The 16,643-nt window shown below is 62.4% G+C and carries 11 protein-coding genes and 1 rRNA gene; 11 read left to right on the forward strand and 1 reads right to left on the reverse strand.

Going from position 1 to position 16,643, the window contains the following annotated elements:
- The first annotated feature begins 4 nt into the window (after positions 1–4).
- From argB to LDN90_RS07850, 7 genes are all read left to right on the forward strand, one after another.
- Positions 5–949, forward strand: coding sequence for an acetylglutamate kinase (gene argB, locus LDN90_RS07820; protein ID WP_223948583.1), 945 nt, complete (start codon positions 5–7; stop codon positions 947–949).
- The gene (locus LDN90_RS07825; RefSeq protein ID WP_223948584.1) at positions 946–2,211 is read left to right on the forward strand and encodes an acetylornithine transaminase; all 1,266 of its coding nucleotides are present in this window, start codon (positions 946–948) and stop codon (positions 2,209–2,211) included. Before argB ends, LDN90_RS07825 begins: the two co-directional genes overlap by 4 nt.
- Positions 2,208–3,215, forward strand: coding sequence for an ornithine carbamoyltransferase (gene argF, locus LDN90_RS07830; RefSeq protein WP_216925221.1), 1,008 nt, complete (start codon positions 2,208–2,210; stop codon positions 3,213–3,215). Before LDN90_RS07825 ends, argF begins: the two co-directional genes overlap by 4 nt.
- Positions 3,215–3,751, forward strand: coding sequence for an arginine repressor (locus LDN90_RS07835; RefSeq protein WP_216925220.1), 537 nt, complete (start codon positions 3,215–3,217; stop codon positions 3,749–3,751). The genes argF and LDN90_RS07835 overlap by 1 nt, the downstream gene beginning before the upstream one ends.
- Positions 3,752–3,825: 74 nt before the next feature.
- Positions 3,826–5,031 carry an argininosuccinate synthase gene (locus tag LDN90_RS07840; protein WP_211711897.1) on the forward strand — a complete coding sequence of 402 codons (1,206 nt, stop codon included), beginning with the start codon at positions 3,826–3,828 and terminating at the stop codon, positions 5,029–5,031.
- On the forward strand, positions 5,031–6,446 hold the full coding sequence (gene argH / locus LDN90_RS07845; protein ID WP_223948585.1) for an argininosuccinate lyase: 1,416 nt from the start codon (positions 5,031–5,033) through the stop codon (positions 6,444–6,446). Before LDN90_RS07840 ends, argH begins: the two co-directional genes overlap by 1 nt.
- 76 nt (positions 6,447–6,522) lie before the next feature.
- Entirely contained in the window at positions 6,523–7,260 is a 738-nt protein-coding gene (locus LDN90_RS07850) for a maleylpyruvate isomerase family mycothiol-dependent enzyme (RefSeq protein ID WP_223948586.1), read from the forward strand.
- Positions 7,261–7,806: 546 nt separating this feature from the next.
- Here the strand turns inward: LDN90_RS07850 and LDN90_RS07855 are convergent.
- Positions 7,807–9,282, reverse strand: coding sequence for an AlkA N-terminal domain-containing protein (locus LDN90_RS07855; RefSeq protein ID WP_223948587.1), 1,476 nt, complete (start codon positions 9,280–9,282; stop codon positions 7,807–7,809).
- A gap of 94 nt (positions 9,283–9,376) precedes the next feature.
- On the opposite strand from LDN90_RS07855, the gene LDN90_RS07860 reads away from it, so the two are divergent.
- The 4 genes from LDN90_RS07860 to LDN90_RS07875 all read left to right on the forward strand — a co-directional run bounded on the left by LDN90_RS07860 (position 9,377) and on the right by LDN90_RS07875 (position 16,100).
- Positions 9,377–10,024, forward strand: coding sequence for a DNA-3-methyladenine glycosylase (locus LDN90_RS07860; RefSeq protein ID WP_223949267.1), 648 nt, complete (start codon positions 9,377–9,379; stop codon positions 10,022–10,024).
- 117 nt (positions 10,025–10,141) lie between these two features.
- Entirely contained in the window at positions 10,142–12,370 is a 2,229-nt protein-coding gene (locus LDN90_RS07865; protein ID WP_216925216.1) for an AAA family ATPase, read from the forward strand.
- 37 nt (positions 12,371–12,407) lie between these two features.
- Complete coding sequence (tyrS, locus tag LDN90_RS07870; RefSeq protein WP_223948588.1) at positions 12,408–13,718, forward strand: tyrosine--tRNA ligase; 1,311 nt, start codon at positions 12,408–12,410, stop codon at positions 13,716–13,718.
- Between the two features lie 860 nt (positions 13,719–14,578).
- Positions 14,579–16,100: ribosomal RNA gene (locus tag LDN90_RS07875) — 16S ribosomal RNA — on the forward strand.
- Positions 16,101–16,643: the final 543 nt, after the last annotated feature.

Consider the following 16,643-nt stretch of genomic DNA (forward strand, 5'->3'; position numbering starts at 1 on the left):
GACTATGACTGCGCACACCCGGGAAACCACATCCATGTCTGACGCCCAGGACAAAGCGGGAACCCTCATCGAGGCCCTGCCCTGGATCCAGCGCTTCGCCGGAACCACGATGGTCATCAAATACGGCGGCAATGCCATGGTCAACGATGATCTCCGCCGTGCCTTCGCCGAGGACATCGTGTTCCTCCACCACGTGGGCATCCACCCTGTGGTGGTCCACGGCGGCGGCCCCCAGATCAACTCCATGCTGGGCAGGCTTGGCATCGAGTCCGAGTTCAAGGGTGGACTGCGCGTCACCACTCCGGAAGCCATGGACGTGGTGCGCATGGTCCTCACCGGTCAGGTGGGACGCGAACTGGTGGGCTTGATCAATTCCCATGGTCCGTACGCTGTTGGTATGTCCGGCGAGGATGGCGGCCTGTTGCGCGCAGTCCGCACGGGCACGGTGGTGGACGGCGAGGAAGTCGACCTCGGCCTAGTGGGCGAAGTTGTAGGCGTGGACCCCGCCGGGATCAAGGACATCCTCGACGCCGGCCGCATCCCTGTGATCTCGACGGTCGCCCCGGAAATCCTCGACGACGGCAACGGTTCCGGTCCCACTACCGGCCAGGTCCTGAACGTCAACGCGGACACAGCGGCCGCAGCTGTTGCATCGGCGCTGGGCGCTACGAAACTCGTCATCCTGACCGACGTCGAGGGCCTCTATGCGAACTGGCCGGACAAATCGTCATTGATCTCATCGCTGACGGCGACCGAACTCCGCGAAATGCTGCCCAGGCTCGAGTCGGGCATGATCCCCAAGATGGCTGCGTGCCTGAAGGCTATCGACGAAGGCGTGGAACGCGCGCACATCGTGGATGGCCGGCTGCCGCATTCAATGCTGCTGGAAACCTTTACGACCGCGGGCATTGGCACGCAGGTTGTTCCTGACGAGGAAGTGACCGCATGACCGCTAACGAAGCAGAACTGGTGGAAACCCCGGCAGACGCCATCACCGGCCACAGCTCAGGCGCCGACTGGCTGGCCCGCTACAACTCGTCGTTGATGGGTGTCTTCGGCACCCCACTGCGGGTCCTGGTCCGCGGCGCGGGGTGCCTCGTGTGGGACGCCGACGGCAAGGAATACCTGGATCTCCTCGGTGGCATCGCCGTGAACGCGCTGGGCCACGCCCACCCCTTCGTCACCTCGGTGATCTCCAGCCAGCTCGCCACGCTGGGACACGTCTCCAACTTCTTCACGAGCCCCACGCAGATCGCGTTGGCCGAAAAGCTCCTGGCCATCACCAATGCTCCCGCGGGTTCCAAGGTTTTCTTTGCCAACTCCGGCACGGAAGCCAACGAGGCAGCGTTCAAGCTGGCCCGCCGGAACAGCGACGCCAAACGCACCAAGATCATCGCCCTTGAAGGCGCTTTCCATGGCCGCACCATGGGCGCCCTCGCGCTCACGGCCAAGGAAGCCTACCGGGCACCGTTCGAGCCCCTGCCCGGCGGCGTGGTCCATATCCCGTTCGGTGACATTGAAGCGCTGCGCTCCGCCGTCGACGAATCCACAGCAGCCGTCTTCCTGGAACCAATCCAAGGTGAAGCGGGCGTCCGGCCGCTGAGCGCCGAATACCTGCAGGCAGCCCGCGAAGCCACCACGGCGGCTGGCGCCCTGTTGATTTTGGACGAGGTCCAGACCGGCATCGGCCGCACCGGCAAGTGGCTGGCCAGCGAGGACGCCGGAATTGTTCCGGACGCCATTACCCTCGCCAAGGGCCTGGGTGGCGGCTTCCCGATAGGAGCCCTCCTCACGTTTGGAAGTGCGACGTCGGCCCTGCTCACCGCCGGGCAGCACGGAACCACTTTCGGCGGAAACCCGGTGGCCACGGCTGCTGCCCTTGCCACGCTGCACGCCATCGAGAGCCAGGGCGTGCTGCAGAACGTGCAGTCTGTGGGGGAGTACCTGCGTGCCGGAATTTCCGCCGTCGAAGGTGTTGCCGAAGTCCGCGGAGAGGGCTTGCTGATAGGCATCGACCTGACAGCCGACATTGCCCCGGCAATGGTCACGGCCGCTTTGGACGCCGGGTTCATCATCAACAGCCCCGGCCCGCGGACCATCCGTCTGGCACCACCACTCATCCTGACCACCGAACAGGCTGACCGGTTCCTTGCCGCCCTCCCTTCCTTGATCGCAACGGCTACCGCCACCACCGCTAAGGACGCACAGTGACAACTTCCACCAGCACCCGGCACTTCCTGAAGGACACCGACCTGAGCCCTGCTGAGCAGGCTGAGGTCCTTGAACTGGCTGTCCGCATGAAGGCGGCGCCGTACAGCGTCCAACCCTTTGCCGCCGAAGGCAACGGCCGCAAGACCGTGGCTGTCATCTTCGACAAGACCTCCACCCGCACCCGTGTTTCCTTCGCCACCGGCATTGCCGACATGGGCGGCAACGCGCTCATCATCAATCCCGGTGAAGCGCAGATCGGCCACAAGGAATCCGTGGAGGACACTGCCAAGGTATTGGAGCGCATGGTCTCCACCATCGTGTGGCGTACCGGGGCCCACTCCGGTCTGGTGGCCATGGCCGAAAACTCCAAAGTGCCCGTCATCAACGCCCTGTGCGACGATTACCACCCCTGCCAGCTCCTGGCCGACCTCCTGACGGTCAAGGAACACAAGGGCGAGCTGGCCGGATTGACCATGGCCTACCTCGGTGACGCCGCCAACAACATGGCCAACTCCTACCTGCTTGCCGGCGTGACCGCAGGGATGCACGTCCGCATTTCCGGCCCCGAAGGCTACCTGCCGGCAGCCGACATCGTCGCCGCTGCAGAAGAGCGCGCCGCTGAGACCCGCGGCTCGGTGCTGATCACCAGCGACGCGGCCGAGGCCCTCAAGGGCGCCGACGTCGTGGCCACGGATACCTGGGTGTCCATGGGCCAGGAAGCCGAGAAGGAAGCCCGGATGCAGTTGTTCCGCGACTACTCCGTGGACGAGGCCGCCATGGCACAGGCCGCGCCCGACGCCGTGGTGCTTCACTGCCTCCCGGCTTACCGCGGTTATGAGATTTCGGCCGGCGTCATTGATGGCCCGCAGTCGATCGTCTGGGACGAGGCGGAGAACCGCCTCCACGCCCAGAAGGCCCTCATGGCCTGGCTGATGCACCGCTCCGGCCTGGCATTCGTTGACGGTCTTTCTCCAGTTGAGGGCACTGGGGAGAGCACGTTCTAGTGTCCACGAATCCGTCGGTTCCGGGCGCAAGCCCGGCCACCAAGACTGCCCGTCAGGCGCGTATCACCGCGATCCTGACGGGTGAGTCCGTGCGTTCCCAGGCAGAGCTTGCAGCTCTGCTGGCGGACGACGGCGTTCAGGTCACCCAAGCCACGCTGTCCCGCGACCTTGTGGAACTTGGCGCGGTAAGGGTTCGGGGCAAGGAAGGCGCCCTGGTCTACGCCGTTCCGGGGGAGGGCGGTGACCGCAATGCCAAGAGCGGCGTCACTCAGGAAATTCTGGACGCACGGCTTTCCCGGCTATGCGGAGAACTGCTCGTTACCGCGGAGGCATCGGGCAATATTGTGGTCCTGCGAACCCCTCCTGGGGCCGCGAACTTCCTGGCACTGGCCATCGACCACTCCGTCATGCCGTCGGTATTGGGTACGATCGCAGGCGACGACACTCTGCTGTTGGTTGCCAGGGATCCCGACGGCGGGGCGGAACTCGCGGCTCGTTTCCTGCAACTGGCCGAGGAAGCCGGACCCGGAAACTAACCGCCGTGGACGCGGCCCATGACTTTTACAGCATTGATTTCAAATGAACCAAGCAACAACAAAGGAGCACTCTCGTGACTGAGCGCATTGTTCTGGCCTACTCCGGTGGCCTTGATACGTCCGTAGCCATCGGCTGGATCGGTGAAGCCACCGGCGCCGAGGTCATCGCTGTGGCCGTCGACGTCGGACAGGGCGGCGAGTCCCTGGAGACCATCCGCCAGCGCGCCCTGGGTTGCGGCGCCGTCGAGGCTTACGTGGCCGACGCCCGCGATGAGTTCGCCAACGAATACGCCATGCCCACGCTGAAGGCCAACGCCCTCTACCAGGGCCACTACCCGCTGGTTTCGGCTATCTCGCGTCCGGTGATCGTGAAGCACCTGGTGAAGGCTGCCCGCGAATTTGGTGCCACCACCGTCGCTCACGGCTGCACGGGCAAGGGCAATGACCAGGTTCGCTTTGAAGTTGGCATCCAGACCCTCGGTCCGGACCTGAAGTGCATCGCACCGGTCCGCGACCTCGCCCTGACCCGCGACAAGGCCATCGCCTTCGCCGAGGAAAAGGGTCTGCCGATCGAGACCACCAAGAAGAACCCGTACTCGATCGACCAGAACGTCTGGGGACGCGCCGTCGAGACCGGCTACCTCGAGGACATCTGGAACGCCCCCACCAAGGACATCTACGACTACACCGCCACCCCGGAATTCCCGCCGGCTCCGGATGAGGTCACCATTTCCTTCCAGGCTGGCGTTCCGGTAGCCATCGACGGTGTCAAGGTCACCCCGCTGCAGGCCATCCAGGAACTCAACCGCCGTGCAGGCGCACAAGGCGTTGGCCGCATCGACGTCGTCGAGGACCGTCTGGTGGGCATCAAGTCCCGCGAAATTTACGAAGCTCCGGGTGCCATGGCGCTGATCACTGCGCACAAGCACCTAGAGGACATCACCATTGAGCGCGAGCAGGCCCGCTTCAAGGCCACGGTTGGCCAGCGCTGGGCAGAACTGGTTTACGACGGACAGTGGTTCTCCCCGCTGAAGCGTTCCTTGGACGCCTTCATCGAGGACACCCAGAAGTACGTCTCCGGTGACATCCGCATGGTTCTCCACGGCGGCCAGGCAATCGTCAACGGTCGACGCTCCGAGACCTCGCTCTACGACTTCGACCTCGCCACCTACGACACGGGCGACACCTTCGACCAGTCCATGGCGCGTGGCTTCATCGAGCTGTGGGGCATGTCCTCCAAGGTTGCCTCGGGCCGCGACCTCCGGGTTGCAGGCGAGTAATGACGTCGGCGACAAACGAAGGCGCATTGTGGGGCGGCCGGTTCGCCGGCGGCCCCGCCGATGCGCTGGCCGCACTGAGCAAGTCCACGCACTTTGACTGGCGGCTTGCCCGCTACGACATCGCTGGCTCCAAGGCTCACGCCCGCGTGCTGGCCAAGGCCGGACTGCTGGACGACGCCGAACTTGAAGGCATGCTTGCTGCCCTCACCCAGCTGGATGAGGACGTTGCCAGCGGCGCCTACCTGCCAGCAGAGAGTGACGAAGACGTTCACGGTTCGCTGGAACGTGGCCTGATCGAGCGTGCCGGAACACAGTTGGGCGGCAAGCTCCGTGCCGGCCGTTCCCGCAACGATCAAGTGGCAACGCTCGGCCGCATGTTCCTGCGCGATCACGCACGGATCATTGCCAGTGGGGTCCTTGCCACCATTGATGCCCTGGTGGACCAGGCCCAGGCACACCAAGGTGTGGCCATGCCTGGCCGGACGCACCTGCAGCACGCCCAGCCGGTATTGCTGAGCCATCACCTCCTTGCCCACGCGTGGGCATTGCTGCGTGATGTACAGCGCCTCCAGGACTGGGACAAGCGTGCGGGAGTTTCGCCGTACGGTTCGGGTGCCCTGGCGGGTTCGTCGTTGGGACTGGATCCCGAGGCCGTGGCAGCCGATTTGGGCTTCTTCTCGGCCGTCCACAACTCCATCGATGGCACCGCCTCCCGCGATGTCTTCGCCGAGTTCGCGTGGGTCTGCTCCATGATTGGCGTTGATCTTTCCCGGATATCCGAGGAAGTCATTTTCTGGGCAACCAAGGAATTCTCCTTCGTGACACTGCACGACTCGTACTCCACTGGGTCCTCGATCATGCCGCAGAAGAAGAACCCGGACGTTGCAGAGCTCGCGCGCGGCAAGGCAGGACGCCTCATCGGCAACCTGACCGGACTGCTGGCAACGCTCAAGGGCCTGCCTCTCGCGTACAACCGCGATCTGCAGGAGGACAAGGAACCGGTCTTCGACGCCGCCGACACCTTGGAGCTGCTGCTTCCGGCAGTGTCCGGCATGATCGCGACCCTCAAGTTCAACACCGAGCGCATGGAATCGCTGGCTCCCCAGGGCTTTGCGCTGGCCACGGACATCGCAGAGTGGCTCGTCCGCCAAGGCGTTCCCTTCCGTGAAGCACACGAGCTTTCAGGCGCCGCGGTCAAGCAGGCCGAAGGCCGTGGCGTTGAACTGTGGGACCTGACAGATGAAGAGTATTCAGCGATCTCGGAGCACTTGACTCCCGAGGTCCGCAGCGTGCTCAGCACCGAAGGTTCGCTCAACAGCCGCAACTCGCAGGGCGGAACTGCACCGGCCGCCGTCGAACGCCAATTGGTGGCGCTCAAGGCAGAACTGGACGCAGCGCGCAGCTACGCCGGCTAAACGCACCATCAATCCTGTGGGATGGCACATCACGTGCTGTCCCACAGGGCTTTAAGGGGTGCGTTAGCATGGCGCTATGACTCAGATCACCACTGGGGCGCTGCCCGAAGAGCTTCACAAAGCCGCCGACATCGTTACCCGCATCCTGACCAAACTGGACGAGCCCTCCGTGACCCAACCGTCGGAGCTCCCAGGTTGGACACGTGGCCACGTCCTTGCCCATATTGCCGGGATTTCTCGCGCCATGGCCCGCCAGCTCGAGTACGCTCGGCGCGGTGAGGCTGTGGAACTGTACGACGGCGGCATGGAGGGCCGTAACAAGGCCATCGAGCTGGCCGCCGGGCACAGCCTCGCGCAGCACACGGCAAGTGTTACCGCTGCGCTGGAGTCCGCACTCGCCGCGTTCGACGCCTTGGAACCGGACGACTGGGAAGCACGCATCAGCTACCGGAACGGAACCGTCCTCGACGGCGGTCTGGCGCTGTGGCGCGAACTTACCATCCACGCTTCGGACGTGGGCTTGGGCTACGGTCCGGAAACCTGGAGCCGCCCCTTCTGCGAGCACCTGTTCACTTTCCTCGAAGCGCGCGTTCCGGAGAAGTACAAATTTGTCTTGCAGCCCACGGGACTGCCCCAGCAGGTCATTGGCACCGGCAGTACATCGATTGCCATCACGGGCATGCTTACGGATATTGCTGCATGGCTCGCCGGCCGCGAACCGAGCCTGGGAAGCCTGCGAGCTACCGCGGCTGCCGACGGCGTCGACTTGCCCGACCTACTCCCATGGCCCGCAGGACTACCCGCAGCCCGCTAGGGCGATGCTCTCTCACTTCCTGCGCTGTTTTGCCGGTTCTTCTCTCACTTCCTGCGGCGTTTTGCCGGTTCTTCTTTCACTTCCCGACGTTTCAGGGAAAGAGTACGACGTCGGCTCGCGGCTGAAGCCGACGCGGGGTTATGGGGGAAGCCGGGTTATAGGAGAGGAAGGGAGCTACGAGTCGTTGTCCCTATGGAAATGTTCTCCCAGATCCTGAAGCGTTTTCGGCGACGCTCTCTCACTTCCAGCGGTGTTTTCCCGGTTCCTCTCTCACTTTCCGCGGTGTTTTCCAGGTCATCACCTTCGAAGGCAGAATCACATGAACGCCAGCACCCGAATCCACAGTTAAACGGACACTCCCTTCCAGGTTCCTTTCTCACTTGCTGCCGCGTTGGGGGTGTGAGAGAGGAATCGCGAAAAGGTGTTGGGGTGTGAGAGAGGAATCGCGAAAAGGTGTTGGGGTGTGAGAGAGGAACCGAGAAAAGGCGCCGCGATGTGCGAGAGGAATCGCGGAAGGGCGCCGGGATGTGCGAGAGGAAACGGGAGCTACGAATCTTTGGGCTTTGCTGCCGCCCGCCACAAGTGCATGGTGGCGTATGACCGCCAAGGGCTCACTTCCCCGAAGTCAGGGCTGAGGTCAGCGCCAGGCGGGAGTGCTCTCAACCCGTTGCGAACTGCCGCGTCATTAGCCAGGAAAACGTCCGGTGCTCCGAGTACCCGCATGGCGACGTACCCTACAGTCCATGGCCCAACTCCTGGCAGCGGCAGTAGCTTGCGCTCCAGCGCGGCAACGTCGTCGCCATAGCCAAACTCAAGGGCCCCCGTGGCCATAGCTGCGGCCGCAGCAATGACGGACTCGATGCGACGGCGGGGTCCCCGCAGCAGCTCGCGTCCGTGTTCGGCGATTTCAGCCGCCGTCGGAAACAGCCGTTCCAGCCCGGGCGAAGGCGCCCCCGCGAGGGAGCCAACGACGGACAACTGAGTCAGTGCCGTTCGAGCAGCAGCAACTGTTATTTGCTGACCAATCATTGCCCTGATGAGTAATTCCTGGGGGTCGACCGCACCCGGCACGCGAATTCCGGGAATCGTCTTAATGCGACCCGTGAGCCGAGGGTCCATGCCGAGGGCTTCGTCGATTGCCTGCGGGTCCGCGTCCAGGTCGAATAATCTCCGGACGCGGCTCAACAAGGCAGGAAGATCGTGCAGGTCCACGGCAGTGGCCGTCAATTGCAACGGCTTGCCCGGCGTCGAGGGGTTGTACACCACGAAGAAGGAGGCGGTGCTTCGGGGGAGGCGGAGCGTTCGGCCGTAGCTTCTGGTTCCGTCGGCCTCCGTACGTGCCACTTCAATTCCCGGCACCGCACGGACTGCCAGGAAGTCGAAGATGCCTGGATCAAATGGTTCCCGGTAAGGCAGATTAAGCGTCAGCGCAGTCGGCGCGGCAGCACCCCGGCGAACTCCCGATCTCGCACCTGTGGCGCGCAACGCCGTCGGCGTCATCGCGAACACCTCACCAATGGTGTCGTTGAATTGCCGCACGCTGTTGAAGCCGGAAGCGAAGGCGACGTCGGCGAGGAGCATGTCTGTGGAGACCAGCAGTGTCCTGGCAGTCTGGGCCCTGCTTGCCCGCGCCAGCGAGAGGGGACCGGCGCCGAGTTCGTGGCTGAGGATCCTGTTGAGCTGGCGCGCCGAGTAGCCCAGACGGTGCGCCAGGCCGTCGACCCCCTCGCGTGTGATAACGCCGTCGTTGATCAAACGCATTGCACGGCCGGCAACGTCAGATCGGATGTTCCAGGCCGGTGTTCCGGGCACGGCCTCGGGAAGGCATCGCTTGCAAGCGCGGTACCCGGCTTCGTGGGCAGCGGCCGAGGTCTCGTAGAACGTGACGTTCTCGGCCTTCGGCGTCCGGGCGGGGCAGGACGGCCGACAGTAGATACCCGTCGAACTGACGGCTGTGAAGAATTGTCCGTCGAAGCGGGTGTCGCGGGCGTCAATTGCCCGGTAGCGCTGCCAGAAGTCCATACATTCATCCTGTCAGGAGTCCACGTCCGCTGCTAGCGGAAATCGGACATGGCCGTTCCACGATTTTTGCTAGGGTCTGGGCATGAGCTCGTCCATGGAGAAGGGAGTCACCGATCCCGAAAAAGTACGCAAGTTCCTCGAGGGCGACCCCCGTCTCATCGCTCCACTGATCCTCGGCGCGGTGCTCACCCACCACTCCGAGGCTGGACCTGTCGCGGTGAGACTCACGGAAGTGGAGGCGTATATGGGCCCCCGCGATTCCGAACACCCCGATCCTGGATCGCACACTTTCGGCGGACCAACTGCCCGTAACGCGCCCATGTTCGGACCGCCGGGGTTCCTGTACGTCTACTTCACTTACGGAATGCACTACTGCGCCAATATCGTCTGCGGTCCCGGAGGCTCGCCGTCGGCGTTGCTTCTGCGGGCCGGGGAGATTGTCGAAGGGGAGGGGCTCGCCACCCTACGTAGGCCTGCCTCCAAAGCCCACAAAGATTTGGCAAGTGGACCGGCGCGGCTCGCCTCGGCACTGGGACTTACGACGGCGGACACCGGCCGTGACGCGCTCGCGTCACCGTTCAGCCTGTGGTTGCCTGGGACGCCGGCGGCGGCAGTGGCCAGCGGACCGCGGGTTGGAGTGGCTGGGCCAGGTGGAAGTACCGACTATCCCTGGCGTTTCTGGATCGAAGATGACCCGACGGTTTCACGGTACAAAGCGGCGCGGCCTCGCAACCGGGCCTGAACAGAGCAACCGGGCCTGACTTGGGACGCTGGTCCGCGATATGGCCCGCACCCCACATGTTTACCAAAATCGCTGTAGAATGGTAGGTCTGTCTTTTGCGATAGGGGTTACGGTTCGATGCACGACGCTGATTTGGTCCACGAGCAGGAATACGTTGCCGGGCTGTACGCCCGGCTCGATGAGCTGCGCGCAGAAAAGCGCGCCCAGCTGGCGCAGGTGCGCAAGGCCGGTGCAGTGGGAACCATGCAAAACGTTTCGGAACGTGACGCGTTCGCCGCACTGTACGAGGACCGCCTTGCCCAGCTCGACGCCGTCGATGACCGTCTGGTTTTCGGCCGCCTGGACCTGGACTCAGGTGAGGCTCAGTACATTGGCCGCATCGGGCTGTCTACGGCCGATCTCCAGCGGCTCATGGTTGACTGGCGCGCCCCCGAAGCCGGCCACTTCTACCAGGCCACCGCGTTCGACCGCCAAGGTGTGCGCCGCCGTCGGCACCTGATCTTGCAAGGCCGCGACGTGAAGGCGATCGAGGACGATGTCCTGGATGCCGGGATGCTCGCGGACAACGATTCCCTGCAAGGCGAGGGCGCACTCCTTGCGGCCCTGAATTCCAAGCGCACGGGCCGCATGTCGGACATCGTGGGAACCATCCAGTCCGAGCAGGACAGGATCATCCGGTCCTCGATCTCGGGCGCGCTCGTTGTGCAGGGAGGTCCGGGCACTGGTAAGACCGCAGTGGCACTGCACCGCGCGGCCTACCTCCTTTACACGCACCGTGATCGCCTCAAGAGTGCCGGCGTGCTGCTGGTGGGACCGTCGTCGTCCTTTATGCACTACATCGAGCGTGTGCTGCCCTCGCTCGGCGAGACCGGCGTCGTCATGGCCAGTCTTGGCCGACTCATGCCCGGAATTCACGCTGTTCCCGAGGAAGATCCTGACGTCGCTGCGCTCAAGGGCAAGCTCGACATGGCCACGGTGGTGGCCAACGCTGTAGCAAACCGGCAGCGTACCCCAGCAGAAGATCGCATTCTCGAAGTGGATTCCCGCAAGTTGACGCTGACCGTCCGCCAGGTCCGCCGCGCACGGGAAAAGGCCCGGGCCACCGGCAAACCCCACAACGAAGCCCGGCTGACGTTCGTCAAGATCCTCCTCCGTGAGCTCACGGAGCAACTAACGGACCTCGTCGAGGAATCGAACATCGGCAATAACGCCGATCGCGCCTACCTCGCCGAAGACGTCCGGTCTGCCCGGGACGTCCGTATCGCATTGAACCTGTGCTGGATGCCGATGACACCGGAGAAGCTGATCTCCGAGCTCTTCAGCAAGCCCGCCATCCTCGAAGCCTGTACACCGCACCTCACACCGGAACAGCGATCCCTCCTGCAACGGCCAGCAGATGCTCCCTGGACCGAGGCGGATGTGCCGCTCCTGGACGAAGCTGCCGAGCTGCTCGGTGAGCTGGATCCTGCCGCGGGCAGGGGATTGGCCCAGCAGGAAGCCGACCGCGCCCGCGATCTCGCCAACGCCAAGCAGACCCTGGCCAACATGGAAGCCATGGGCGTGGATGTCCTGGTAAGCGCCGAAGAACTGGCAGACCAGAACCAGGAACGTGAGAACCGGCTCACCGCAGCCGAGCGTGCCACGAGCGACCGTTCTTGGGCTTTCGGCCACATCGTGGTTGATGAGGCGCAGGAACTTTCGGCCATGCAGTGGCGGCTCCTCGTTCGGCGCTGCCCCCTGAAGTCCTTCACGATCGTGGGGGACATCGCCCAGACGAGTGCCGCGGCTGGTGCCAATTCGTGGCAAAGCGCGCTGGCGCCGTCGTTCGGTGACCGCTGGCAGCTTGAAGAACTCACCGTCAACTACCGCACGCCATCTCAGATCGCGGAGGCCGCTGTCCGGATGGCCAACCGCGCGGGCCTTGTGGTCTCCGCCCCCAAGGCGGTTCGCGAAGGCAAATGGTCACCCATCGTGGACCGAGTCGAAGCGGACGGCATCGTTGCGCGCCTGGTCGAGGTCCTGCCGGAGGAAGTCGAAGCGATCGACGGCGGCTTGCTCGCTGTGATTGCCGACGGGCCGCTGCTGCCCGAGGCGGCTGCGGCACTTCGTGGGATTTATGGCCGTCGTATCGGCACTGGAGCCGGAAGCTACGAGCAGGACATCGTGGTCATCAGTCCCAAGGAAGCGAAGGGCCTGGAATTTGATGGCGTCATCGTCCTGGAACCGGCAGCAATGCTCAACCATGAGCACGGCAAGGTGGGTGACCTCTACGTTGCTATGACCCGACCCACCCAGCGGCTCAGGCTCATCGCCGCGGCGCCGCTCCCTGCCGGCATCGAACGCTAGGAAAAGCCGGCTCAACAATCCTGCTAACTTAGATCTCGTGTCACACGTAAACAACATCGAGTCCCAGCACAACGATCCCGCCTTTGCCAACATCTGGCAGGAGCTCAAATGGCGCGGCCTTGTCCACGTTTCCACCGATGAAACGGAACTGGAAAAGCTGCTCGCCGGGGACCCGATCACGTATTACTGTGGCTTTGATCCCACCGCCCCGTCGCTTCACCTGGGCAACTTGGTGCAGCTCCTTCTCATGCGTCGCTTGCAGCTGGCCGGCCACAAGCCGCTCGGCCTGGTTGGCGGATCCACGGGCCTGATCGGCGATCCACGTCCGACGGCGGAACGCACCTTGAACACGAAGGACACCGTTGCGGAGTGGGTCGGCTACCTTCAGGGCCAGGTTCGCCGTTTCCTCAGCTTTGAGGGCGACAACGCGGCGCGCATGGTCAACAACCTGGACTGGACTGCCCCGCTGAGCGCCATCGACTTCCTGCGTGAAATCGGCAAGCACTTCCGGGTGGGCACCATGCTGCGCAAGGATGCTGTCGCGTCGCGGTTGAGCTCCGACGAGGGCATCAGCTACACCGAGTTCAGCTACCAGATCCTGCAGGGCATGGACTACCTCCAGCTGTTCCGCGACTACGGCTGCGCGCTGCAGACCGGCGGGTCGGACCAGTGGGGCAACCTCACCAGCGGCACCGAACTCATCCGCAAGGTGGAGGGCAAGAGCGTCCATGCTCTGGGTACGCCTCTCATCACCAACTCGGACGGCACTAAGTTCGGCAAGAGCGAGGGCAACGCCATTTGGCTGGACCCCGAAATGTGCAGTCCGTACGCGTTCTACCAGTTCTGGCTGAACACGGCCGATGCCGATGTTGTCGACCGGCTGAAGGTCTTCACGTTCCTGTCGCGGGCAGAAATTGAAGAGCTTGGCCAGTCTGTTGCCGAGCGCCCTTTTGCACGCGAAGGCCAGAAGAAGCTTGCGTTCGAGGTCACCTCACTGGTCCATGGCATCGACGCAACCGAAAAGGTCATCGCCGCTTCCGCAGCTCTATTCGGCAACGGCGACCTCACCGTTCTGGACGAGCGCACCCTGGAATCAGCGACGGCGGAACTTCCGTCAGCGAAAATCGGCGCCGATGGTCTCGGAATCATTGACTTGCTCGTTGCCTCCGGTTTGTCCGACAGCAAGTCGGCAGCACGCCGCACCGTAGGGGAAGGCGGCGCCTACGTGAACAACACGAAGGTGTCCGATCCCGACGCCGTCATCGCCCAGGACGAGCTCCTTCATGGCCGGTACCTGCTCCTTCGACGCGGCAAGAAGAACCTGGCGACCATTGAGGTTTCAGCCTAATTTTCCCGATCATCGCTCTACCTGAAAGGGCCGGCAACCGTTATGGTTGCCGGCCTTTTCTGCGTTTAAGCGGTGATTTGCTGGGGAAAGTTGCTCGCTCACTTCCCGCCGCGTTTGGGCCGGTTGCTCGCTCACATCGTCGTTGTTCTCGAGCATCCTTCTCTCACATCGCGACGGGTTCTGGGGTTTGTTGTCTCAGGTTCTGTCGGGATGGGGCGGGGGGCAGGGTTCGACGGCGGTGGCTGGGTTTGGTGTTTGGCGGGCGGGGTGATGGGGTTTGGTTGGTGTGACGGGCTTCACGGAAAGTTGTTTTGGTGGTTTTGGGTTGGTTTTGGGTCTTGGGTGGGGGTGTTTGGCGTGTGTTTGCGGGGTTTTGGGTGGTGTGGGGGTGGATTTGTGTCGGGGCTTGTGGGCGTGTAATGTCTTCTGAGTCGCCGCGAGTGAGACAGCCTGGTGCTGGGAACCGCGGGGGCCGACCCCCTTTGATAACAGCCTGGAATATGGTCCGCTTTTGAGCGTGCCTGTGATGGTGGGGCCGGGGACTGGATCGGTAATTGCGGAAACGTTGATTTGCAAAGATCTGGTTGTTCGGGTAAGTTTGAAAAGTTGCTCCGGAGCGATTCTGAGGCCCTTTGGGTTTTGGTTGGTACTGCTCTGGAATAGTGACCTGTTGTTTGAGAACTCAATAGTGTGCCAAGTTTGTTGATGCCGATTGTTTTTTGATTGGTTGAAATTATGGCCGGGCCGTTGCGCACCCCCGTGTGTGGTGGTCTGGTTTTCAGCTGGTTTCGAATTTTGTGCAGCCGCGTTCTTGCCGTTATTTCCGGTGGGTGTGGTTGTGTCTGTTTGATTTTTTGTTTTCAACGGAGAGTTTGATCCTGGCTCAGGATGAACGCTGGCGGCGTGCTTAACACATGCAAGTCGAACGATGATCCCTAGCTTGCTGGGGGGATTAGTGGCGAACGGGTGAGTAACACGTGAGTAACCTGCCCTTGACTCTGGGATAAGCCTGGGAAACTGGGTCTAATACCGGATATGACCATCTGGCGCATGTCATGGTGGTGGAAAGCTTTTGTGGTTTTGGATGGACTCGCGGCCTATCAGCTTGTTGGTGGGGTAATGGCCTACCAAGGCGACGACGGGTAGCCGGCCTGAGAGGGTGACCGGCCACACTGGGACTGAGACACGGCCCAGACTCCTACGGGAGGCAGCAGTGGGGAATATTGCACAATGGGCGAAAGCCTGATGCAGCGACGCCGCGTGAGGGATGACGGCCTTCGGGTTGTAAACCTCTTTCAGTAGGGAAGAAGCGAAAGTGACGGTACCTGCAGAAGAAGCGCCGGCTAACTACGTGCCAGCAGCCGCGGTAATACGTAGGGCGCAAGCGTTATCCGGAATTATTGGGCGTAAAGAGCTCGTAGGCGGTTTGTCGCGTCTGCTGTGAAAGACCGGGGCTCAACTCCGGTTCTGCAGTGGGTACGGGCAGACTAGAGTGCAGTAGGGGAGACTGGAATTCCTGGTGTAGCGGTGAAATGCGCAGATATCAGGAGGAACACCGATGGCGAAGGCAGGTCTCTGGGCTGTAACTGACGCTGAGGAGCGAAAGCATGGGGAGCGAACAGGATTAGATACCCTGGTAGTCCATGCCGTAAACGTTGGGCACTAGGTGTGGGGGACATTCCACGTTTTCCGCGCCGTAGCTAACGCATTAAGTGCCCCGCCTGGGGAGTACGGCCGCAAGGCTAAAACTCAAAGGAATTGACGGGGGCCCGCACAAGCGGCGGAGCATGCGGATTAATTCGATGCAACGCGAAGAACCTTACCAAGGCTTGACATGAACCGGAAAGACCTGGAAACAGGTGCCCCGCTTGCGGTCGGTTTACAGGTGGTGCATGGTTGTCGTCAGCTCGTGTCGTGAGATGTTGGGTTAAGTCCCGCAACGAGCGCAACCCTCGTTCTATGTTGCCAGCGGTTCGGCCGGGGACTCATAGGAGACTGCCGGGGTCAACTCGGAGGAAGGTGGGGACGACGTCAAATCATCATGCCCCTTATGTCTTGGGCTTCACGCATGCTACAATGGCCGGTACAAAGGGTTGCGATACTGTGAGGTGGAGCTAATCCCAAAAAGCCGGTCTCAGTTCGGATTGGGGTCTGCAACTCGACCCCATGAAGTCGGAGTCGCTAGTAATCGCAGATCAGCAACGCTGCGGTGAATACGTTCCCGGGCCTTGTACACACCGCCCGTCAAGTCACGAAAGTTGGTAACACCCGAAGCCGGTGGCCTAACCCTTGTGGGGGGAGCCGTCGAAGGTGGGACCGGCGATTGGGACTAAGTCGTAACAAGGTAGCCGTACCGGAAGGTGCGGCTGGATCACCTCCTTTCTAAGGAGCTGCTAACAACTTGCTGTTGCCCTGCATGGGGTGGTGGTGGTTGTCAGTGTTGCCCATTGCGCAGGCGTTTGTTCTGCGGTGGGTGCTCATGGGTGGAATATCAACAAATCAAAGTTTTTTTGGCATGGCCTTGCTGGTTGTGTCCTGGTGTTAGTACGGTGCTGCTGCTTCCCCTGTGGGGGTGTGGTGGTGCTGGGAACGTGCCGGGGCGTGGTTGTAGGGGGTTGTGTTTGGCGCACTGTTGGGTCCTGAGGCAACAGGACCTTTTTGCAGCAATGCAGGGGGGCACTTCTGGTGTTTCTTTTGTTCCTGCTTCTGTCCTTTCACTGCCGTGGTCGGCCCCGCCTTTGGGTGTGGGTTGTGGTGGTGGGGGTGGTTGACGGGGTTGTTGTTTGAGAACTACATAGTGGACGCGAGCATCTAGGACACACACGCATTTGTGTGTGTGTTCTTACAGCAATTTCTTATGAATGAACCTGGCCCTTGTGGTCGTGGTTCTCTCGAATAGATGATGCATGACTGAACGTATGTTTG

It is taken from the genome of Arthrobacter sp. NtRootA1 (assembly GCF_019976975.1).
GTDB classification, from domain to species: Bacteria; Actinomycetota; Actinomycetes; order Actinomycetales; family Micrococcaceae; genus Arthrobacter; species Arthrobacter aromaticivorans.

What these genes read in the sequence shown, in the direction of transcription:
- LDN90_RS07825 (WP_223948584.1), top strand. Translation starts at nt 946, where the DNA reads ATGACCGCTAACGAAGCAGAACTGGTGGAAACCCCGGCAGACGCCATC.
- LDN90_RS07855 (WP_223948587.1), bottom strand. Translation starts at nt 9,282, where the DNA reads ATGGACTTCTGGCAGCGCTACCGGGCAATTGACGCCCGCGACACCCGC.
- argB (WP_223948583.1), top strand. Translation starts at nt 5, where the DNA reads ATGACTGCGCACACCCGGGAAACCACATCCATGTCTGACGCCCAGGAC.
- LDN90_RS07865 (WP_216925216.1), top strand. Translation starts at nt 10,142, where the DNA reads ATGCACGACGCTGATTTGGTCCACGAGCAGGAATACGTTGCCGGGCTG.
- LDN90_RS07850 (WP_223948586.1), top strand. Translation starts at nt 6,523, where the DNA reads ATGACTCAGATCACCACTGGGGCGCTGCCCGAAGAGCTTCACAAAGCC.
- argH (WP_223948585.1), top strand. Translation starts at nt 5,031, where the DNA reads ATGACGTCGGCGACAAACGAAGGCGCATTGTGGGGCGGCCGGTTCGCC.
- LDN90_RS07860 (WP_223949267.1), top strand. Translation starts at nt 9,377, where the DNA reads ATGGAGAAGGGAGTCACCGATCCCGAAAAAGTACGCAAGTTCCTCGAG.